This window comes from Thermomonas sp. HDW16 (assembly GCF_011302915.1).
Taxonomy (GTDB): Bacteria; Pseudomonadota; Gammaproteobacteria; order Xanthomonadales; family Xanthomonadaceae; genus Thermomonas.
In genome coordinates, this window is the sequence record NZ_CP049872.1 from 453,299 (window position 1) to 474,591 (window position 21,293).

The 21,293-nt window shown below is 65.7% G+C and carries 15 protein-coding genes and 1 pseudogene; 12 read left to right on the plus strand and 4 right to left on the minus strand.

Annotated elements, in window-relative coordinates:
* Positions 1 to 22: 22 nt before the first annotated feature.
* The 7 genes from G7079_RS01975 to G7079_RS02005 all read left to right on the plus strand — a co-directional run bounded on the left by G7079_RS01975 (position 23) and on the right by G7079_RS02005 (position 9,079).
* Positions 23 to 595, plus strand: coding sequence for a lysophospholipid acyltransferase family protein (locus G7079_RS01975; RefSeq protein ID WP_166057805.1), 573 nt, complete (start codon positions 23 to 25; stop codon positions 593 to 595).
* Positions 596 to 872: 277 nt separating this feature from the next.
* The gene (locus G7079_RS01980; RefSeq protein WP_166055054.1) at positions 873 to 1,868 is read left to right on the plus strand and encodes a tetratricopeptide repeat protein; all 996 of its coding nucleotides are present in this window, start codon (positions 873 to 875) and stop codon (positions 1,866 to 1,868) included.
* Between the two features lie 52 nt (positions 1,869 to 1,920).
* Positions 1,921 to 2,988, plus strand: coding sequence for a HEAT repeat domain-containing protein (locus G7079_RS01985; RefSeq protein ID WP_166055056.1), 1,068 nt, complete (start codon positions 1,921 to 1,923; stop codon positions 2,986 to 2,988).
* Positions 2,985 to 4,454, plus strand: a complete 1,470-nt coding sequence (locus G7079_RS01990) for a glycosyltransferase (RefSeq protein WP_166055058.1) — start codon at positions 2,985 to 2,987, stop codon at positions 4,452 to 4,454. The genes G7079_RS01985 and G7079_RS01990 overlap by 4 nt, the downstream gene beginning before the upstream one ends.
* 10 nt (positions 4,455 to 4,464) lie before the next feature.
* A complete protein-coding gene (locus tag G7079_RS01995) occupies positions 4,465 to 5,742 on the plus strand; it encodes a YaiO family outer membrane beta-barrel protein (protein WP_166055060.1) in 1,278 nt (425 codons plus the stop codon).
* On the plus strand, positions 5,739 to 8,126 hold the full coding sequence (locus tag G7079_RS02000; protein WP_166055062.1) for an alkaline phosphatase family protein: 2,388 nt from the start codon (positions 5,739 to 5,741) through the stop codon (positions 8,124 to 8,126). Before G7079_RS01995 ends, G7079_RS02000 begins: the two co-directional genes overlap by 4 nt.
* Positions 8,123 to 9,079 carry a hypothetical protein gene (locus tag G7079_RS02005; protein ID WP_166055064.1) on the plus strand — a complete coding sequence of 319 codons (957 nt, stop codon included), beginning with the start codon at positions 8,123 to 8,125 and terminating at the stop codon, positions 9,077 to 9,079. Before G7079_RS02000 ends, G7079_RS02005 begins: the two co-directional genes overlap by 4 nt.
* 74 nt (positions 9,080 to 9,153) lie before the next feature.
* Here G7079_RS02005 and G7079_RS02010 read toward each other — a convergent pair whose 3' ends face one another.
* From G7079_RS02010 to G7079_RS02020, 3 genes are all read right to left on the minus strand, one after another.
* A complete protein-coding gene (locus G7079_RS02010; RefSeq protein ID WP_166055066.1) occupies positions 9,154 to 12,249 on the minus strand; it encodes a TonB-dependent receptor in 3,096 nt (1,031 codons plus the stop codon).
* 77 nt (positions 12,250 to 12,326) lie between these two features.
* Complete coding sequence (locus G7079_RS02015; RefSeq protein WP_240906219.1) at positions 12,327 to 13,400, minus strand: FecR domain-containing protein; 1,074 nt, start codon at positions 13,398 to 13,400, stop codon at positions 12,327 to 12,329.
* On the minus strand, positions 13,390 to 13,965 hold the full coding sequence (locus tag G7079_RS02020; RefSeq protein WP_166055070.1) for a sigma-70 family RNA polymerase sigma factor: 576 nt from the start codon (positions 13,963 to 13,965) through the stop codon (positions 13,390 to 13,392). The genes G7079_RS02015 and G7079_RS02020 overlap by 11 nt, the downstream gene beginning before the upstream one ends.
* Positions 13,966 to 14,402: 437 nt before the next feature.
* Here G7079_RS02020 and G7079_RS13490 point away from each other — a divergent pair.
* Positions 14,403 to 14,822: pseudogene (locus tag G7079_RS13490) on the plus strand (cyanophycinase); the annotation flags it as partial.
* Positions 14,823 to 14,996: 174 nt separating this feature from the next.
* Positions 14,997 to 16,004 (plus strand): isoaspartyl peptidase/L-asparaginase, encoded by a 1,008-nt coding sequence (locus G7079_RS13495; protein WP_343160889.1) that lies wholly within the window; start codon positions 14,997 to 14,999, stop codon positions 16,002 to 16,004.
* A gap of 61 nt (positions 16,005 to 16,065) precedes the next feature.
* On the opposite strand, the gene G7079_RS02030 is transcribed toward G7079_RS13495, so the two are convergent.
* Complete coding sequence (locus G7079_RS02030) at positions 16,066 to 17,034, minus strand: LysR family transcriptional regulator (protein WP_166055074.1); 969 nt, start codon at positions 17,032 to 17,034, stop codon at positions 16,066 to 16,068.
* A gap of 114 nt (positions 17,035 to 17,148) precedes the next feature.
* Here G7079_RS02030 and aceB point away from each other — a divergent pair, with 114 nt between their 5' ends.
* From aceB to G7079_RS02045, 3 genes are all read left to right on the plus strand, one after another.
* Positions 17,149 to 18,786 (plus strand): malate synthase A, encoded by a 1,638-nt coding sequence (gene aceB / locus G7079_RS02035; RefSeq protein WP_166055076.1) that lies wholly within the window; start codon positions 17,149 to 17,151, stop codon positions 18,784 to 18,786.
* Positions 18,787 to 18,861: 75 nt separating this feature from the next.
* A complete protein-coding gene (gene aceA, locus G7079_RS02040) occupies positions 18,862 to 20,160 on the plus strand; it encodes an isocitrate lyase (RefSeq protein WP_166055078.1) in 1,299 nt (432 codons plus the stop codon).
* A 118-nt stretch (positions 20,161 to 20,278) separates the two neighbouring features.
* A complete protein-coding gene (locus tag G7079_RS02045; protein WP_240906220.1) occupies positions 20,279 to 21,286 on the plus strand; it encodes a diguanylate cyclase in 1,008 nt (335 codons plus the stop codon).
* Positions 21,287 to 21,293: the final 7 nt, after the last annotated feature.

Consider the following 21,293-nt stretch of genomic DNA (forward strand, 5'->3'; position numbering starts at 1 on the left):
GCTGCCGCCGAACGCACCGCGGATGCCGCGTAACCGCTTCGTGGAAGGGTTGGGTCGGGCAATCATGCGGTTGTTCGGTTGGCGCATGGTCGGCGGCTTCCCCGACATTCCCCGGCTGGTGCTGATCGCTGCGCCGCATTCCTCCAATTGGGATGGACTGCTGGGCTTCGCCGCCAAGTTCGGCATGGGGGTGAGGCTGTCGATCCTCGGCAAGGACAGCCTGCTGCGGATCCCGCTGCTGGGTGCGCTGCTGCGCCGGCACGGCGTGATCCCGGTGGATCGTAGTGCGCCGCATGGAGTGGTCGGGCAAGCGTCGGATGCGATCCGCAACGCCGACCGCATGTGGTACGCGATCGCCCCGGAAGGCACGCGCAAGTGGGTGGAGCGCTGGAAGCCGGGGTTCTGGCATATCGCGCGCAATGCCGGGGTGCCGGTGGTGCCGGCGTATTTCGATTACGCCAACAAGGTGATCGGGATCGGCCCGCCGTTCGAATTGACCGATGACATGCAGGCCGACATCGCCCGCATCCAGCGTTGGTACCGGCCGTTCAAGGGCCGCAACCACGACGTGATCCAGCCCACGGAATCGGCGTGACGGAGCACAAAGTGACGCAGGGCGTCCGAAGTTCGCCCTAGGCTGGCCGGCTGGCCGGCGCGCTGCCCCCGCATTCACTCGCCATGGCCGCATTGGCAAGGGAGTTGCGTCTATATCGGGTACAGGGAATCGGGAGCAAGCATGGCGAGCTCCTCATTCGCTGCGCCGACAGGGGGCGGAGCTTGCCCGAGGACGTAGTCCGGGGTGAGCCGCCGCAAGGGGCCCGACCACCCGCGTGTATCGCCGTGGGTGTCAGGGCGTTCGACAGCGGACGGACATGTACAAGCCGAGCAAACGCATCGTTCTCTTCGTGCTCGCCGCCGGGCTGCTGGTAGGCGTGTTCGGAGTATGGGTGCTACTGCATCCGGCCAGCATCTTTGTCCAGCCGTGGCGGGCGGAGCGCGCCGCAGCGCCGGTCGACGGCGTGTTGCTGGGGCCGTATCCGGTCGAAGAGGACTTCGTCGAACTGAAGCGGCGCGGGGTGACGACGATCATCAGCTTGCTCGAACCGAACGTGCCCTACGAGAAGGTGTTGCTCGAGCAGGAGCGCAAGCTCGCGAGGCAATACGGCATGACGGTGCAGAACTTCCCGATGGGAAGCATCCTGGGCCAGAAATTCGGCGATGCCTACGCGGTCAATTCCGAGGCGGCGGCCGAAGCGGCGCTCAATGCCGACGGGATCGCCTACATTCACTGCTACCTGGGCCTGCATCGCGCGCGCAACGTGCAGGGCTACCTGGAGGCGCACGTACGCACCGCGCAGTACGGCGGCAGCATCGCTTCCGCGAACGCGTCCGACCTCGACAACGAGCACGTTGCGCAGACGGCATTCGATGCAGGCGATTACCCGCGCAGCTTGCAAGCGCTCGCCAGGATCCCGAGCAAGGGGCTGCGCGCGGCCAGGCTGGAAGGCTGGAACCACTATCGCCTGCAGCAGATGGCGCAGGCGCGCAGCGCGTTCCAAGGCGTCTTGCGCAGGTTCCCGGACGATACCGATGCGATGGTGGGATTGGGCTATGTCGAACTGTCCGACAAGCACCCGGACCAGGCCGATACCCTGTTTTCCCGCGCAGTCGAAGCCGATCCAGACGATGTTTCGGCGATCGAGGGGATGGGCCATGTCCGTTACCGGCAGGGCCGGTTCGGCGACGCGAGGATCCAGTTCGCCCGGGCGCTCGAATTGAATCCCGGGGATCCGGAAACGCGGGAGATGCTCGCCCGGATCGAACGCTTCGATCCGAACGGCGCATCGGCCCAGGCGGAGGCGCCATGAAGATCCTTGTCCATGCAGAAACGCAACGGCACGCCAGCAACGGAGGCACGCCATGAATTTCGTGATTCCCACAGATCCGCGCATGGCATTCGCCTTCTGGCTTGGCGTGTGCGTCGTGGCCCTTTCGCTAGTGCTGCTGCTCGCCATCCTGGTGATGCGTCAATGGGTCGAACGCAGCGAGCGCCTCCACCAGGCGGCGGCGCGCCAGTGGAGACAGATCCTGGTCGACGCGGCGAACGGCCGGGACGTGCCTGTGCCGAAGCTGCCGCGCCGCGACCTCAACGGTTTCGTCGACGCATGGAACGAACTGCACGATGCGCCCGGAGTGACTACGGCACAGCAGGAAGGAATGGCGAAGGTTGCCGCCCAGGTCGGGCTGCAAGGGCGGCTCTACCAACTGGTCGACCATGGCGGCTTCCACAACCGGGTGATGGCGATCATGGCGATGGGACACCTGAAGAGCCAGGTGCACTTCGATAAGCTGGTGCGGTTGCTGGGCGACAACAGCCCGATCATCTCGATCAGCGCCGCACGCGCACTGATGAAGATCGATCCGGGGCATGCGGTGCGGGTGGTGGTGCCGAGGATCATCGAACGCAACGACTGGGTCGAGGGCGGGATTGCCCAGATGCTGGACGAAGCGGGCGCGAATGTCGTCGCCCCGGAGCTTTCCACCGCCGCGCTGCAGGTCAACGACGACATCGCCCCAAGGCTGGTGCGCTTCCTTGCCGACGTCGATCCCGAAGCGGCGATGCCGGTGATTCGCAAGTTGCTGTCGGAGGGCCGCGACGAGCACCTGGTGTCGACCTGCCTGCAGGTCATGCACGACGACACCTGCATGCCGACGGTACGCCAATTGCTGGGCCATTCCCGTTGGCACGTGCGCATGCATGCGGCCACTGCGGTTGGCAAGTTCGGCGGGCGCGAAGACGTCGGCCACCTTCAGCAACTGCTGGCCGACCCGCAATGGTGGGTGCGCTACCGGTCGGCCCAGGCGATCCGCACGTTGGTGGGTTCAAGCGACGAGATGGAGCGCATCCGCAGGATCCAGAGCGATCGCTTCGCCAACGACATCCTCGAACATGTCATCGCCGAACAGGCGTTGGGAGCCGCGACATGAGCCCGATCGTGCTTTCGGAAGGAACCAAGAACCTGCTGGAAGGGATCCAGTGGGCGTTCTTCGCCTATTTCATCTGCATCAACCTGGTGTATTTGCTGCTGAACTTCATCTCGATGTCCAGCATCATGCGCTACACGCGCGAGCATCTCGCGAAATTCAGGATCCGCAATTTCAAGTCGTACCAGCCGCCGGTCACCATCCTGGTGCCGGCCTATAACGAAGAAAGCACCATCGTGACCACCGTGAAGTCGTTGCTGCGGCTTGGTTACCCGAACTTCGAAATTCTGGTCGTCAACGACGGATCCGACGACAAGACCCTGCAGGCCGTGATCGATGCCTTCGACCTTCGGGAATTTCCCGAGGCCTATCGCAGCCGGATCAAGACCAAGCCGGTGCACCGGGTCTACGCATCGCAGGCATTCCCCAACGTGCGCCTGCTGGACAAGGAAAACGGCGGCAAGTCCGATGCGCTCAACGCCGGCATCAACGCGGCGCGCTATCCGTTGTTCTGCGTCATCGACGCCGACTGCATCCTGCAGCAGGACAGCCTGTCGCGGGTCGTGCACCCCTTCCTCGAGGATGCGCGCACGATCGCTTCCGGCGGCGTGGTGCGTGTCATCAACGGCTGCAAGGTCAAGAACGGCATGCTGGACGAGGTGGATCTCTCCGACAAGTTGCTGCCGTTGGTGCAGACGGTGGAATACCTGCGCGCCTTCCTGTTCGGCCGTCTTGGCTGGTCGCCGATGAATGCGTTGCTGATCATTTCCGGGGCATTCGGCGTGTTCTACAAGGAACGCGTGATCGCGGCGGGCGGCTACAAGGAAGACGTGATCGGCGAGGACATGGAGATGGTGGTGCGCCTGCACAACCACATGCGCGAGGAGGACAGGCCGTACCGGATCACCTTCGTGCCGGATCCGATCTGTTGGACCGAAGTCCCGGAAGACCTGCGCTCGCTGTACAACCAGCGCACGCGCTGGCAGCACGGCCTGGCCGAAAGCCTGTTCGGCAATTGGCGGCTGATGTTCCGCAGCAACGGCGGCGTCGTCGGTTGGGTGGCGTATCCGTTCATGATGCTGTTCGAGTGCATCGGCCCGATCATCGAAGTGCTGGGTTATGCCTCGGTGATCATCCTCGGCCTGGCCGGGCTGTTGTCGGTGCAGGCGTTCTTCGTGTTCCTGTTCGCCGCGATCGGCCTGGGCATCCTGCTGTCGGTCAATGCGATGGTGCTGGAAGAGATGTCCTTCCACCTGTATCCGCGCCCCAAGCAGCAGTTCAAGCTTTTCCTGGTGGCGATCCTGGAGAACCTGGGCTATCGGCAGATGGTCTCCGTGTTCCGGGTATTCGGCCTGTTCCGTTGGTTGGGTTCGTGGTGGCGCAGCCGGTCGAAGTGGGGCAGCGTCCGCCGCAATGCCAGCTGGCAGGACTCCGGTTCGTCCGCTGCCGCCGACCGTCCCGTATCCTGAGGGCATCGTCATGAGCTTGATCCTTTCAGCAATGCTCGAAGCCGCGACCGTGATCGGTGCCGGCGCCGCCGTCCCCGTTGCGGTACCGCAGGAAGCCGTGGCAGTGGAAGGCTACGAGGCGCAGCTGCAACGCGGTCGCGCGCTGGCGACTTCCGGCGATCCTGCGCAACGGGAGCAGGCATTGGCCCTGTACACCGCGATGCTGGCGCGCTCGCCCGACAACAGCGATGTCCTGCTGGCACGTGGCCGAACCTATTCCTGGATGCGTCGCTACCCCGAGGCCGAGGCCGACCTCAAGGCGGTCGTGGAGCGCAAGCCTGGCTATGCGGATGGATGGTCGGCGCTGGGCGACATGTACTTGTGGAGCGATCGTCCCGCCGATGCGGTGGCAGCCTATACGCATTGGGTCGAACTGATGCCGAATGACCCGGCCGCGACGATGGCGCGCGGTCGTGCGTACCGGGCCGCGAACGACGTGGCCGCAGCACGGGCCGATTTCGCCGCGGCCGGCGTGCGCGGCGCGGACGCGACCGAACTCGAACGCCTGCTAGCCAGCCTGTCGCCGCCGATCGCGGTGCCGGACGCGCTGGTCAGCGGGGGTTACCGCTGGAGCTTGCGCGCGGGCCTGGATCACACCGGGTTCAACGGCAGTCGCTCGAATTGGCGGGATGCGGATGTCTCGCTGCGCCGCCGCTTCGATGGCGGCTCGCTGGCGCTGGAGTGGGTGCAGGCGCATCGCTTCGATCGCACCACTTCGGGCTGGGCGTTGGACGGCTACGCCAAGCTGTGGTCGCGCGCGTACGCAAACGCGCGTTACCAGCACGGCCCGGATGGCGGGATCCTGCCGCGCGATGCGTGGCGGGTGGAGTTGTTCCAGGGCGTGGGCCACGGCTGGGAGCTGTCGGCGAGCATCGATCACCTCCGCTTCAGTTCCAATACCGAGTTCTATGGCATCGGCATTGGTCGTTACGTCGGCAATTGGTATGCGCGCTACAAGTTGCAGCACGTGCCCGGGGTTGGTTCGGGCAGCTGGAGCCATCGCGCACTGGTGCGTAACTACTATCGCGGCGACGCGGACGATTACGTGGAGTTCAGCGCCAGCACAGGGCGCAGCACGGACCTTGATCGCACTGGCGGGCTGGTGCGCAACAACAACGCCGCCTTCGGTGTGGCTTGGTCGCACTATTTCCGCCCGCAATGGGGATTCAAAATCGGTGCCGGTTATGCCGACGATGCGGACGGCATCAACGAACAGCGCCTCTGGTTCTCGCTGTACCACCGCTGGTGAAGCCGCGCGCGACTCCGTTGGTAGGGACGGACGAACAAGCGACCGCGTCGATGCGCTTCGTCAGCTGGATGCCGGCGCTCCTGCTGGCGCAACTGGCGCTGTCGGCGTGGGCCGTGGGCCGTGCGTTGCCGCCCGGCGAGGGCTCGATCCAGGTGATCGCGGCCGCGATCGGCAACCAGCTACTGTTCCTGTTGCGCGCGTTGCCGATCCTGTTCCTGCTGACCTGGCCGTTGTTGAAGTTGCGCGACAAGCGCTTGCGGCTGCTGGCGGTGGGCATGTTGTGGTCGTTGTTCCTGTTGTTCCAAGCCGGCCTGGAACAGTATTACCTGATGGCGAGAACGCCATTGGGTGCCGATCTGTTCGGCTACGGCATCGAGGAAATCCGCACCACAACAGGTGGTGCGGGCAGCGCGCTGGGGATCGTCGATTGGTTCGGCTGGTTGTTGCCGCCGGGCGTGCTGTGGACGGTGCTGGCGTTGCGCGCGCGGCGTACGCCGCGCAGCCGGCAAGTCTGGCCATGGCTGCTCGCCGGGGTCGCGTCGTGGTTCCTGCCGGTTGCGGTCGGCATCGGCGGTCTTGGTGGCGAAACCCAGCGCGATATCGCCACCAGCAAAGGCACCTACCTGGTAGCCGACAGCCTGCGCGCATGGCGCGGGTCGTCGGTACTCGCGATCGGCAGCGCCAATGCCGGAGCGCGAACCGCAGGCGCATCCGCCGCCGTGCAACCGGACTATCCGTTCCTGCATCCGGAAAGCACGCCGGACGCGCTAGGACCGTTCTTCGGGCCGACCCGCGATGGACGTCCGCCGAACATCGTGGTGATCATCGTCGAGGGGCTTGGTCGTTCCTTTTCCGGCCCGGATGCGCCGCTCGGCAGCTTCACGCCGTTCCTGGACGATCTCGCCGCGCGTGGCCTGTACTTCGACAATTTCATGGCCAACCAGGGCCGCACGTTCGGCGTGTTGCCGTCGTTGTTCGGCTCGCTGCCGATGGCCGATCAGGGGTTCGCCGCGCTGGGCCCGAAGATGCCGGCGCATGCGGGTCTGTTCAACGTCCTGCGGCGGCAGGGCTACCGCAGCGCGTTCTACAACGGCACGGACACCAGCTTCGACAACGAGCGCGGCTACCTGCAGTTGCAGGAAGTCGACGACATCGTCGACCTGCGCAACTTCGGTACCGGCTACCAGCGCAACCCGTTCAGCGACTGGGGCTATCCCGACCGGGAACTGGTCTCGCGCGTGCTGGCCGACAGTGGTCGCCTGCGGTCGCCGTTCGTACTCGGCATCCAGACCATCAGCATGCACACCAGCTATCGCTTCCCCGGGCAGGAGGCGTACACGAAGCGGTTCGAGCAGCAGTTGGACGCATTGGGCGTGCCGGCGTTGTTGCGTTCGAAGTATCGCGCCAACGCGGAGATCTACAGCACCATCCTCTATACCGACGACCAGTTGCGGCGTTACTTCGAGGCGGTGGCCAAGACCGGCTGGTATGCGAACACGATCTTCCTCGTCACCGGCGACCATCGACTGGCCGAGATCCCGCAGGACACCCATATCGAGCGCTACCACGTGCCGTTGCTGGTGTATTCGCCGTTGCTGCGCAGGCCGGCGCGGATCCGCGGCGTGTCGTCGCACCTGGACGTGGCACCCTCGCTGCTGGCGCTGTTGTCGAATACGTACGGGTTGCGGCGGCCGCAACAGGTCACCTGGCTCGGCCGTGGCCTGGACATGTCGGCGGACTTCCACAGCGGGCATGATTTCCCGCTCAAGCAAACCAAGACCAGCGTGCCGGATTTCGTGTCCGGACGCTGGTTCCTGCACGACGGAAAGCTGTACGAATTGCAGGACGGCATCCGCGCCTCGGAAGTGGGCGATGCCAACCTCACGGCACGGACGGAGCAGCGGCTGCAGCGCTACCTCGCCGCGAATGCCGCGTTCCTGCAGCGTCTGGCGCTGTCGCCGGAAGGCGGAGCGCCCAGGCTCGTGCCGTTCGCGGAGACCGCCAATCAGGTGGCGGCCCGGCCACCGCCGGAAACCGAAGCGTTGCCTGCGGGATTAGGGTTGGATGCGGTCAAGCTGGCTCGTTCGGGCAAGGGAATCGAAATCATCGCCACGTTCGCCAACGGCGATGCCGTCGATTCGTCGCGCTTCGTGCCGCTGGCCGTGCTGGCAACGGAAAACGGGCGCGAGCTGGGCGAAGCCTACGGCAGTGCGATCCAGCTGCGTGGCCACGAACGACGCGAAGTGCTGCTGACGCTGACGCTGCCGATGCCCGCGCAGCGTCGCTATTTCGTCTCGGTGCTGCCGTCCTCGCCGGATAGCGGAAAACCGCTCGGACGAGGACGCTACCGCATTCCACTCGATGCGACGGGAGAGGCGCCTTGAACCCCATGCGGCGGCTGGTGCAACTGGCGCTGTGTGCGCTGCTGATCCTCGTGCCGTGCGCCGATGGCAAGACGCCGGCACCAGTGCCGCGCGCGGTCTGGATCTGGGAACAGCCGTCCTACGCCATGCTGGAATCGCCGCAGGTGGCGGAGGAAGCGCTTGCGTTCCTGCGTCGCGAGCGGATCGGCATCCTCTACCTGTACGCGGATGGGTTCGATGGACGCAACCTGATCGCGGAGCATCCGCAGCTGTACCGCGACTTCATTCGCCGCGCGCATGCGCAGGACATGCAGGTCTATGCCTTGCTCGGTTCCTGGTACCTGCATACCGAACGCTACGTGTTGCCAAAGCACCGCGGCGACGCGGTGGCGATGCTGCAACGCGTGCTCGACTACAACGCCGGGGCACCGGCCGCGGCACGCTTCGATGGCGTCAACTACGACATCGAACCGCATTTGCTGGACGAATGGGAAGACGCCACGCGGGTGCGATTGCTCGGTGATTTCCTCGACATGAGTGCAGCGTTGATGGCGGCCAAACGCAAGTCGGGGCAACGCCTGCCCATCGGGCCTGCGATGCCGTTCTGGTGGGACGGCATCGAGCTTGACTGGAAGAGTGCGCGCAAGTCGGTTGCCGATCACGTCATCGACACCACCGACTACGTGGCGCTGATGGACTACCGCAACAAGGCCGAAGGCAGCGACAGCATCCTGTCGCACGCACGCGATGAAATGACATATGCGGACAAGGTGGGCAAGCGGGTGGCGATTGGCCTGGAGTTCAATCCAGGCGAACCGAAGAAGCTCAGTTTCCACGGCATGGATAAAGCGGCATTCGAGCGCGAGGCGGGCAAGGTCGAAGCGGCCCTGCGCGGACGGCCCGCCTTCGCGGGATTCGTGTTCCACCATTACCTGGGCTATCGACGTTTCGTCGGTGAAGCCCCATCGCAATAACCTGCCGGATGCGACGTGCGAAAACGAAAGCCCCGGAATCCAGGGGCTTTCGTTGTGGCGAGGATGGCAGCTGCTTACAGCGGCTTGCCGCCCAGCTTCCAGGTGATCTGCAGGTAGTAGCTGCGGCCCATGCTGTCGAACCAGGAGGTGTCGTAGTACGGGTAGTTCGCCCAGGTTGCGTCTTTCGGCGGCATCTTGTCGAGCAGGTTGTTGACCGCCAGCGACACGCGCAGATGGTCGTTGATGTCGTAGCGCGCGCTGCCGTTGAAGCGCCAGGTCGCCGGCGTCCAGGCATCGTTGTTGTAGTTGGCTACGCGTCCCACATAGTTGCCGAACAGGCCCGCGCCCCAGGCATTCTTGTCCCAGTTGACGCCGATGTTGCCCTTCACGCGCGGCAGGGTGGTGTCGGCGAAGCCAACGTCCAGCATGTCTTCTTCCGGATCGCCAGGAAACTGCCGGCGCGTGTGCTTGTCCGCCCAGGTGTAGTTGCCGGTGAAGCGGAAATCGCCGGCACGGGCGGTCTGCAGCCGGTAGTTGGCGGTGACGTCGATGCCGGAAGTCTCTTCGCTCGCGATGTTGATCGGGGCGAAATGCACGCTGGTGATCACGCCGTCCTCGTCGCGGATGACGCGTGCCAGGGCGTCGACGCAAGTTGGTGAATTGATGTCCACGGCCACGCCGTCGTCGGTGATGCCTAGCCGGCAATCGGCCTCGGTGCTGCGCAGGCGTTCGCGATCCTGCGCCTGCACTTGGTTCTTCACCTGGATCTTGTAGAAATCGACCGCCAGATCGAAGTTGGCGCTCGGCGACCACACGAAGCCGGCGGTAAACGACTTGCTGGTTTCCACGTCCAGCTGCATGTTGCCGGTATAAACGTCGAACGTGCTGACGTCCCAGCTGCCGTCGTCGTAGCAGTCGCCATCGCTCATGCCCGGTTCGTCGGTGCGGCACTGGAAATAGTCGGTCGCGAAGCGGGTGCGGTAGTAGTCGCTGCCGGCGAACAGGTAGTGCATGTCGGGCGCGCGGAAGCCGGTGCCGTAGGAACCGCGCACCAGCAGGGTGTCGATCGGGCGCCATTCAAGGCCCATGCTGTAGGTGAACTTGCCCGGGTTCTTGTCGCCGTAGCTGTAGCGGTCGTAGCGGCCGGCCAGGCTGGCTTGCAGCGAGGACAGCAGCGGCATGCGCAATTCGCCTGCCGCGCTCCAGCGATTGCGGCTGCCATCGCCGTCGCCGTAGCGCGGGCCGTAATAGGCATCTTCGGTCAGCGCCAGCGGGTCGGGGTTGATGCGGTAGGACTGGCGGCCGAATTCGAGTGCGCCGGCGAAGCCGACATCGCCGGCCGGCAGCGAGAACAGGGTCGGGGTGTCGGCGGTGAAGCTGACGTTGTCGTTCTTCGCCACCGGGTGCCAGGAAGACATCACCCCGAACGTGGCGAATTGCGCTGGCGTCAGCGGGGTGAACAGACGCGCCGGATCCGCGTTGTAGATCGCATAGCCGTCGTCGTCGTAGCCCAGCCGCGGCCCCAGGAAGAACGTGTTGGCCGCTGCCGCGCTGATGCGTGGCATGTCCACGTCGGCCTTGTACTCGGAATGGTTGTAGGCCGCTTCCCAGTTCCAGTCTTCGCCGAACGCGCCACTGAAGCCGGTGGTCAGGGCCATGGTCTTCTGGGTGGTGGTGTTCATGCGGTTTTCCAGGCCGCCGATTTCCTCGGGTGTGAACTGACGCGACCAGATCTCGTAATGCCCGGTAGCGGCGTTGAAGAACATCTTGCGCCGGTAGTTGCTGGTCGAGGCTGGGTCATGGAACTCCCAGCCCATGTGGTCGCTGGCGACGTCGTTGCCGTTGGTGCCGGTCAGCAGCTTGACGGTCTGCCGGCCGAGCTGGAAATCCGCGAACCAGAACAGGTCGCTGGAAAAACGATACTCGAGCGAGCCGTAGACATTCGCGCCCTTGCGTTCGTTCTGGATCGTGCGATACGCGATGGCGCGGTCGCTGCCGCAATAGGGTTCGCCGAAGCGGTCGTCGGCCAGCACCGTGGTGCCTTCGTTCAAACCGGCCATCGCCGCGCAGCCATCGGCTGGCGCGATGTTGACGTCGTCATCCCAGTCGTAGAGCTGGGCGGTGAGCCGGGGCAGCCGGCGCCTCGAGGTCGGTGCGTCGAGGGTGGAATCCTGCACGCTGCGGTCGAAGCCCCATAGCGGGCGCTTGTCCTGCAGTTCCACGCCGACGATGCCGCTGAAGTCGCCGCGCTCGAACCCGGTGGTCAGGGTGAGCCGATGCGATTCGCCGCCGCCGCGCTCGGTATCGCCGTAACGGTAATCGATGATGGTGCCGTCGATGGACTTCTTGAGGATGAAGTTGATCACGCCGGCCATCGCATCCGAGCCGTACACGGCCGAGGCGCTACCCGTCAGGATTTCCACGCGATCGACCATGCCGAGCGGGATGTTGCCGACGTCGGTGAAATTGCTGCGGCTGTTGAGTGGCAGCGGGAAGTCGGCGATGCGGCGGCCGTTGATTAGCACCAGCGTGTGGTTGGGCCCCAGGCCACGCAGGTCGACCGCCTGCGCGCCTGGCGTGGACTGCGCATTGGTGGTGTTTTGCTGGCCGTAGACGCTGCCGCTGTTCTGGCTCAGCGAACGCAGCAGGTCCGGGACGGTGGTGAGGCCGGCGGCCTGGATTTGCTCGGCCGTCACGATGGTGATCGGCGCTGGGCCTTCCACCTGCGCGCGCGGGATGCGTGAGCCGGTGACCTGCACGGTTTGCAGATCGGTGACAGGCGTATCGGTGGCGGCTTGCGGCGACGGTGTCGCCGCGCGTGGCCGCGTCGGCGCCTGGGCGGGTGCGGCTTGCGAAGCGGCCGCCTGCGGCACGACCAGCACCGCGCCGGAATCATCGCGTTGGGCGTGGAAGCCACTGCCCTTGAGCAGCGCGTCCAGCGTTTTCGGCGAGGCCGGCTGTCCCTTCAGTCCCGAGCTGCGCGCACCCTTGAGCTGGTCGGCGCGATAGACGAGCTGGGTGCCAGACTGGCGGGCGTAGGAATCCAGCGCGGAGGCGAGATCTCCTGCGGGAACGTCGATGCGGCCGGATGCCGCCTGCGCCTGCGCGGCGAGCGCGGCGGAGCAGGCCAGGGACAGCAGCAGGACGCGCAACGGTCGGGACGACTTCATTCAAACTCCCCCATGGCGCTCGATATGGCGCCGTTAAAGTTTCATGACGAACGAGTCCGGGAAATCCCCCCTGCCGGTCAGGGCGAGGCCAGCACGATGCGATCCACCGCGTACTCGGCGCGCACCGGGAAGCCGCGTTCAAGCAGGCGGGCGAAACCCTCGGTGTTCTCCCAGCGGAAACTGCCGCCGACCCGCAATGCACCCGCTTCGGCATCGGCCACCACGATCTTGCGCGCGTTGTAGCGGTTGAACTCCGCCGCAGCGTCGGCCAGCGTGGCATTGCGGAACACCAGCAGACCCTCGCGCCAGTCCAGCAGTTGCTCCGCATCGGCGATGGGGATGCTGCGCACCAGCACGCCATCCTCGCGCACCAGCGCCACGCTGCCGGCCGGCAATAGTGTGGTGGGCTGCGGATGGGTGCCGCCTGCGGGCGATTGCAGGCGCACCGTACCCTCGGTCACCACCACGCGCAGTTCGTGCGCGTCGCGGCGCACCGAGAAATGCGTCCCGACTGCCACCACCTGGCGACTGCCGGCATCGACCACGAACGGGCGCTGCGGATCCTTGGCGACATCGAAGATCGCCTCGCCGCGTTCCAGGTCGATGTGCCGTTCGCGTCGCGACAGGTGCACGTCGAGCTGGCTGTTGCTGGCCAGCGTGGTCTTCGAGCCATCGGCCAACGAAATGGTCTGCAGGCCGCCCAGCGCGGTGTGGTAGCTGGTCGATTCCACTCGGTGGTAGGACTGCCAGCCCCAGCTTGCGAACACGGCGCAGGCCGCGATCGACAGTGCAGCGAACGCGCGTGCCGCATGCGAACCGTTAGCGCGTGCGTACCGGCGCGGTGCAAATTCGAGATCGCGCAAATCCGGCGGCGCATACGGCGGATCGGCATCCAGCACCGCGACATCGGGTGCCTGCGCCGGCAGCGTCCAGTGCGCGCGTGGTGGCGGCCCCGGCTGCTTCCAGCCTGCGCCCAAGGCTTGCAGCCGTCCGCTTTCGTCCCAGGCCGCTTGCAGGCGCAGCAAGGCGACGCGGTGCATGGTGTCCGCCTCCAGCCATGCGTCCAGCGCGGCCGCGTCGGCTGGCGTCCACGCGCCGCTGTCGCGCAGCGCCAGCCAGTCGGCGGCGATGCCTTCGATGTCAGTCCGCATGTTGCTGCTCATCGCCCTCTTCCAGCGCCGTCGACGCCGCATGGCGCGACATGCCCTCGCCGCCAAACAGGTGTCCGGCCAGCAGGCGCATGCCCTTGGCGATGTGTTTCTCCACGGTCTTCTCGCTGATCCCTAAGCGCAATGCCACGTCCTTTTGCGACAGTTCCTCGACGCGTCGCAGCCACACCACGTCGCGGCAGCGATCCGGCAAGCGGTCGAAGGCATCGGCCAACCGCTTCAGGGCTTGCCGTCCACCGCACCAGCGTTCCGGCGACACGTCATCCACCAAGACGTGCGAAGGCTCGAAATCACCCATCGGCTCGATCGACACCACCCGTGCGCGGCGCGCGCGATCCGCCATCAGGTGGCGCGCGCTGGCGAACAGGAAGGCCTTTGGCTGCTGCGGCAACGCCTTGCCGGCGGCTTCATAGACGCGTGCGTAGACTTCCTGGCGCAGGTCATGCACTTCGTCGCGGTGCGGCCAACTGCGCTGCAGATAGCGCAGCAACGCTTCCTCGTGGACGAGGATCGCCTCGATGAACCATCTGTCGAGCACGGTCGGCATCGAGCGAAGATAGCGGAAGCGGCGATGTAGTGCAGCGAGGGGGAAATCGCGCCGCCGCTCGTCTAGGACTAACACTGCAGCGAAGGAAGCGGATCACGATGAAGCGACGCAACGGTTTGGCGATGATGCTTGTGGCATTGATGGCGGCGTTGCCCGCGATGCCGACAATGGCCGCGGACTTGGGTCACTACGTCTTGGGCGACACTGCAGCGAAGACCCCGGGCAAGCCCGCGCCTGGCCTGTTGCTGATGGGCGGCGGCGACCGCAACTTCGATGCCATGCGCTGGTTCATGAAGAAAGCCGGCAACGGCCACATCGTGGTGCTGCGCGCCTCGCAGGCGGGCGAGATCGGCGAGGAATTCTTCAACGAAGTCGGCGGCATCAAGTCCGTCGAGACCTTCGTGTTCAATGATCGCGAAGCCGCCACCGATCCGAAAATGCTGGCCGCGATCAAGCGCGCCGATGGCATCTTCCTGGCCGGCGGCGACCAGTCGCGCTATGTGCGATTCTGGCGCGGCACGCCGGTCGCCGACGCATTGGACGCTCATGTGCGCGCCGGCAAGCCGCTGGGTGGTACCAGCGCCGGCTTGGCGATGCAGGGCGAATATTTGTACGGCGCGATGGATGGCGGCAGCCAGATCAGCCCGCGCGCATTGGCCGATCCGCTTGGCGCGGAAAACACCATAGAGACCGGTTTCCTCAACATCGCGCTGCTGAAAGGCATCATCACCGACACCCATTTCAGCGAACGCAACCGGCTGGGCCGGCTGATCGCCTTCGTCGCCAAGGGCGAGTCGATGGCGGGCAAGCCGCTGATCGGTTTGGGCGTCGATGAAGACGCCGCGGTCGCGGTGGAAGGCGACGGTACGGCACGCGTATACGCCACCTCGCCGATGGCCGGCGCGACGGTGGTGAAGGGCGGCTTCGCCAAGCAGGTCGAAGACGAAGCGATGCAGCTGGAACGCGTGGACACCGTCGGTGCCGGCCCGAACTCGGTACTGCACTTGCCCGATGCCCGGGTCGAACGGCCGGTGTTCCAGCGCCACTACGCGGTGCGCGATGGTGTGCTGACTGCGCTGGATGCGCCCTTGCTGGTGATCCATGGCGGTGCCGGCGTGGAGCCGGGCGACTTGACCAAGGAAGAAGAGCAGGCCGCGCGTGCGGCGCTGGAAGCCGCATTGCGCGCAGGCCACGCCAAGCTCACGGCCGGCGGCTCATCGGTCGATGCGGTCGCCGCCACCATCACCGTGCTCGAGGACGCACCACAGTTCAACGCCGGGCGCGGCGCGGTGTTCACTCACGACGGCGTCAACGAGCTGGACACCTCGATCATGGATGGTGCCAACGGCAAGGCCGGCGCTGCGGCGGGCCTGCATCGGGTGAAGAATCCGATCCTGCTGGCGCGCGCTATCATGGACAAGTCCAAGCACGTGATGATGGTCGGCGATGGCGCGGAACGCTTCGCCACCGAACAGGGCATCACGTTGGTCGACCCGGTGTATTTCCGCACCGAGAAGCGTTGGCAGCAGCTGCAGAAGGCCTTGGCGGAAGAAGCCAAGGCACAGGCGTCCAATACGCCGCTGGTGCTGCCGGGCAAGGCCTATTTCGGCACAGTCGGTGCGCTGGCGCTGGATGCGCAGGGCCGGCTGGCGGCGGGCACCTCCACCGGTGGCATGACCAACAAGCGCTACGGCCGCGTCGGCGATTCGCCGATCATCGGCGCCGGTACCTGGGCCGATGCGCGTTGCGCGGTGTCCGGCACCGGCTGGGGCGAGTACTACATCCGCGCCGCTGCCGCGCACGAAATCTGTGCGCGCGTGCGCCTGTCCGGGTACAGCATTTCCCGAGCGGGCGAGGGTGTGATCAACAAGGACATCCCCAAGGCCGGTGGCGATGGCGGTGCGATCGCGCTGGACGCGCAGGGCGTGGCCGCGTTCCCGTTCAATACCGGCGGCATGTACCGTGGCTGGATCGGCGCGGATGGCGTGCCGCACGTGGCGATCTACAAGGGCGATGCGTTGCCGATGCCGGCGTATTGAGCGACGCCAAGTCCTGAACCGTCATCCCGGCTTTCGCCGGGATGACGGCAAGCGAAGCGCGCTATCGCTCCGAATGCCCGCTCTGGTCGTACTCGCGTGAGGCCAGCACTTCCGGCTTGATCAGTTCCACGAACGCACGCGCCTGCGATGACAGGAACTTGCCCTTGCGCATGACGATGCCGTAGCTGCGCGAGGGGAACCAGCGCGCCAGCGAGCGCGCGGCCAGCCGCTGGCGGTCGGCCTCGGTCAGGCAGATCGCGGTGACGATGCTGATGCCGAGACCCATCGCCACGTACTGCTTGATCACCTCCCAGCCGCCCACTTCCAGCGCCACCGTGTACGGAACGCGGTTCTGCTGGAACACGAGGTCCACCAGTCGATAGGTGGTCAAACGCTTGGGCGGCAGGATCAGGCCGTAGGGCGAAAGGTCTTCCAGCGACAGGTCGCGTTTATCGGCCAGCGGATGGTCGAGCGGCATGATCAGCATCGGTTCGAAGCTGTAGACCGGCGCATAGCTGAGGTCGGCGGGGACATCCAGCATCGAGCCGACGGCGAGGTCGACCGCATCGTTGCGCAGCAGGTCCAGGCCACCGGCGCCGGTCACGTTGTGCAGGCTCAGGCGCACGTCGGCATGGCGCTGGCGGAACGCATCCACGATGCCGGGCAGCAGGTACAGGATGGTCGAACTGCCGGCGGCCACGTTGAGCTCGCCCGCGTCCAGCCCGCGCACCTGTTCGCGGAAGCTGGCGGCCAGTCCGTCCAGCCCTTCCACCAGCGGGCGGGCCATCTCGTACAGCAGTTCGCCCTCGCGGGTGGGGGTCAGGCGGCGACCACTGCGCTCCAGCAGGCGCACCCCCAATTCGCGCTCCAGCGCCTGCAATTGCAGGGTCACCGCCGGCTGGCTGAGGTACAGCGCTTCCGCCGCACGGCTGACCGAACCCAGCCGCGCCACCTGGCAAAACGCCCGCAAAGGCTTCAGTCGCGAGCCTTTGTAGGCGAATCGCAGGGCGCTGGAACCCGGTTCGGCCATTGATCTGATTACTGTATTTGGAAATTAAATAGTACGCATTGATAAAACTGCTTTGTCAAATACCAGACGCTGGCGGATGGTTCGATTCCCCACGGTGTTGTTCTGGAGTTGGCGATGTCGGCAGTGCTGCAGCAAGCCTCGCAAGAGTTGGGCCCGAACGAGGGCGGAATCGAGGTCACCCGCACCCTGCCGGGTCAGGAGCAGCTGCTGACCCCGGCCGCGCTGGCCTTCCTGGCCGGCCTGCAGCGCCGCTTCGAGGCCGAGCGCCAGGCCCGCCTGACCGCACGTGCCGCCCGCCAGGCCCAGTTCGACGCCGGTGCGTTGCCGGATTTCCGCGCGGACACCGCCCACATCCGCGATGGCGAATGGAGCGTCGCGCCGATCCCGGCCGCCCTGCAGGACCGCCGCGTCGAAATCACCGGCCCGGTCGACCCGAAGATGGTGATCAACGCGCTGAACTCCGGCGCGAACTGCTACATGGCCGATTTCGAGGACAGCACCAGCCCGACCTGGGCCAACCTGATCGAAGGCCAGCAGGCGCTGCGCCAGGCGGTGGCCGGGACGCTCGAGTTCACCGCAGACAACGGCAAGCACTACGCGCTGAAGCCGGAAGCCGAGCGTGCGGTGCTGCTGGTGCGTCCGCGTGGCTGGCACCTGGACGAAAAACACGTGCTGGTCGATGGCCAGCGCATGTCGGCCAGCCTGTTCGACCTGGGCCTGTTCTGCTTCCACAACGCCAAGGCGCTGGCGGCCAAGGATCGCGGCCCGTACTTCTACCTGCCCAAGCTGCAATCGATGGAAGAGGCGGCGCTGTGGGATACGGTGCTGTCGCAGATCGAGCGCGAGCTGGGCTTGGCACAGGGCCAGCTGAAGGCCACCGTGTTGATCGAGACCCTGCCGGCCGCGTTCGAGATGGACGAGATCCTGCACGCGCTGAAGGACCGCATCGTCGGCCTCAACTGCGGGCGCTGGGACTACATCTTTTCCTACATCAAGACCTTCCGCCGCCACCGTGACCGCGTGTTGCCGGAGCGCGCGCAGGTCGGCATGACCCAGCCGTTCCTGAAGGCCTACTCGGAACTGCTGATCAAGACCTGCCACCGCCGCGGCGCGCATGCGATGGGCGGCATGGCCGCGCAGATCCCGATTTCGGGCGATGCCGACGCCAACGAAGCCGCATTGGCCCGCGTGCGCGCCGACAAGCTGCGCGAAGTCACCGCCGGCCACGACGGCACTTGGGTCGCGCATCCGGCATTGATTCCGCTGGCCCGCGAGATCTTCGATGCGCACATGCCGGAGGCCAACCAGCGCCATGTGTTGCGCGACGACGTGAACGTGGCGCGCGACACGCTGATCAAGCCATCGCTTGGCACCATCACCCGCGCCGGTTTCGAGAACAACGTCGAAGTCTGCGTGCGCTATCTCGCCGCATGGCTGGATGGCAACGGCTGCGTGCCGATCCACTGGCTGATGGAAGATGCCGCCACCGCGGAAATCGCCCGCACCCAGTTGTGGCAGTGGCTGCACTTCGCCGACGACGGCCGCGAGCCGCTGCACCTGGCCGATGGCACTCCGGTCGATTTCGCCCTGCTCGAGCGCGCGCTGATCTCGCTGCCCAGCAAGTTGACTGATCGCCTGCGCATGCCCGGTGCCAGCCGCGTCAACGAGGCGATCGGGATGCTCGACCGGCTCACCCATGCCGACGTGCTGGTCGATTTTCTGACGCTTCCGGCCTACGAACGCATCGATTAGCGCTGCATCGATTGACCTGCATCGACTGAATTCCTTCCCGTTTCCACCGCCCCGCCAACCCCACGAGAGAGCCCCATGAAGAACCACATGCCGAGCGCCGAACAACTGAAGCTGGACTGGGCTAACAATCCGCGATGGGCCGGGATCACCCGCCCCTATTCCGCGGAAGACGTGGTGCGCCTGCGCGGCACCGTGCACATCGAACATTCCATCGCCCGCCTCGGTGCGGAGAAATTGTGGAAGTCGCTGCACAGCGAACCCTTCGTCAACGCGCTGGGCGCGATGACCGGCAACCAGGCCATGCAGCAGGTCAAGGCCGGCCTCAAGGCCATCTACCTGTCCGGCTGGCAGGTCGCCGCCGATGCCAACCTGGCCGGCGAGATGTATCCGGATCAGTCGCTGTATCCGGCCAATTCGGTGCCGCAGGTGGTCAAGCGCATCAACAACACCCTGCTGCGCGCCGACCAGCTGCATCATGCCGAAGGCGACGACACCATCGACTTCATGCAGCCGATCGTGGCCGATGCCGAAGCCGGTTTCGGCGGCGTGCTCAACGCCTATGAACTGATGAAGGCGATGATCGAGGCCGGCGCCGCCGGCGTGCATTTCGAAGACCAGCTAGCCAGCGTGAAGAAGTGCGGCCACATGGGCGGCAAGGTGCTGGTGCCGACGCGCGAGGCCATCGAGAAGCTGACCGCCGCGCGCCTGGCCGCCGACGTGATGGGCGTGCCAACGATCATCGTCGCCCGCACCGATGCCGAAGCCGCAGACCTGCTGACCGCGGACGTCGATGCCAACGACCAGCCGTTCACCACCGGCGAGCGCACCATCGAAGGCTTCTACAAGACCAACAACGGCCTGAACCAGGCGATCAGCCGCGGCCTGGCCTACGCGCCGTACGCCGACCTGGTATGGTGCGAGACCGGCAAGCCGGACCTGGAATTCGCGCGCAAATTCGCCGAGGCGATCCACGCCAAGTTCCCGGGCAAGCTGCTGGCCTACAACTGCTCGCCCAGCTTCAACTGGAAGAAGAACCTGGACGACGCGACGATTGCCAAGTTCCAGAAGGAAATCGCCAGCTACGGCTACAAGTTCCAGTTCATCACCCTGGCCGGCTTCCACGCGCTGAACTACGGCATGTTCGACCTGGCCCACGGTTACGCCCGCCGCCAGATGAGCGCCTTCGTCGAATTGCAGGAGAAGGAGTTCGCCGCTGCCGAACGCGGGTTCACCGCCGTGAAGCACCAGCGCGAGGTCGGCACCGGTTACTTCGATGCCATCACCCAGACCATCCAGGGTGGGCAGAGCTCGACCGTGGCCTTGAAGGGTTCCACCGAGGAAGAGCAGTTCCACGGCGAACGCGCCGCGGCCTAAGGCTTTCCCTACCCACGCAGGCCGGTTTTCCGGCCGGCCTGCGTCACTCTTTCCATGGGACTCCCGGTGGTATCCTGCGGTCAGATCGTCTCGGGGGACGTGGAGAGTGGGAGAGGGCGTGGCCGCAATCGCACAGGACGTAGCGGGCGCCTTTGTCCAGGGCGACCCGCATTCACCCGTGCTGACCGCTGCGGAATATGCGCTGTTCGCGCAGGTGGCACGCACGCGTCGGGCGGATACCGGGCATCCCCTGTTCCGTCGTGGCGACCTCGGCACCTCCATGTTCGTGATCGCCAGTGGTGCGGTCGACCTCGATTTCGGCGACGACCTGGTCGGCAAACGCCTTGGCGCACGCGAATTCTTTGGCGAACTCGGCTTGCTGATCGGTGACCACGCGCGCAGCGCGGAAGCCACCATGGTCGAATCCGGCGTGCTGCTGGAACTGGGGCGTGACGAATTCGACGCGCTCGCTGCGCGCGATCCGCAACTGCTCGCACAATTCCTGCGCCGCGCGATCATGCGCGTGGTGTCCAACGAACAGGCCCTGATCGGCCGCTTGCGCCGGCGCAACCAGGAGTTGCAGACCGCGCTGGACACCTTGCGTGCCACTGCGCACCGGTTGAACCAGACCGAAGTGCTGACCCGCACCGACGAGTTGACCGGCCTGTCCAACCGTCGCGGCTTCGGCACGCACGTCCAGCAGCGTCGACGCAACGGCGCGTTGAGCGGCCTCAGCCTGATCCTGATCGATTGCGACCGTTTCAAGCACGTGAACGACGCCCATGGTCACTTGGCCGGCGACCGTGTGCTGCAGAGCGTGGCCAACCTGTTGCGCGCGGTGGCCGGCCCCGATGATGTCGCCTGCCGGCTGGGCGGCGACGAGTTCTGCCTGCTGGTGCAAGGACACCAACACCAGGAGCTTGAGCGCACGGCCGATTACATCCTCGGCAGCGCGCGCGCGCTGACCCGCATGCACCACAACCCCCCGCAGATGACCACGCTCAGCCTGGGCATCTGCACGGTCGGTGAGTCTCCGCAGGATTGGGAGCATTGGTACACCCAGGCCGATACCGCCCTGTATCGCGCCAAGCGGCTGGGCGGTGATCGCGTTGAGTGGCAGGACTGACGTCATG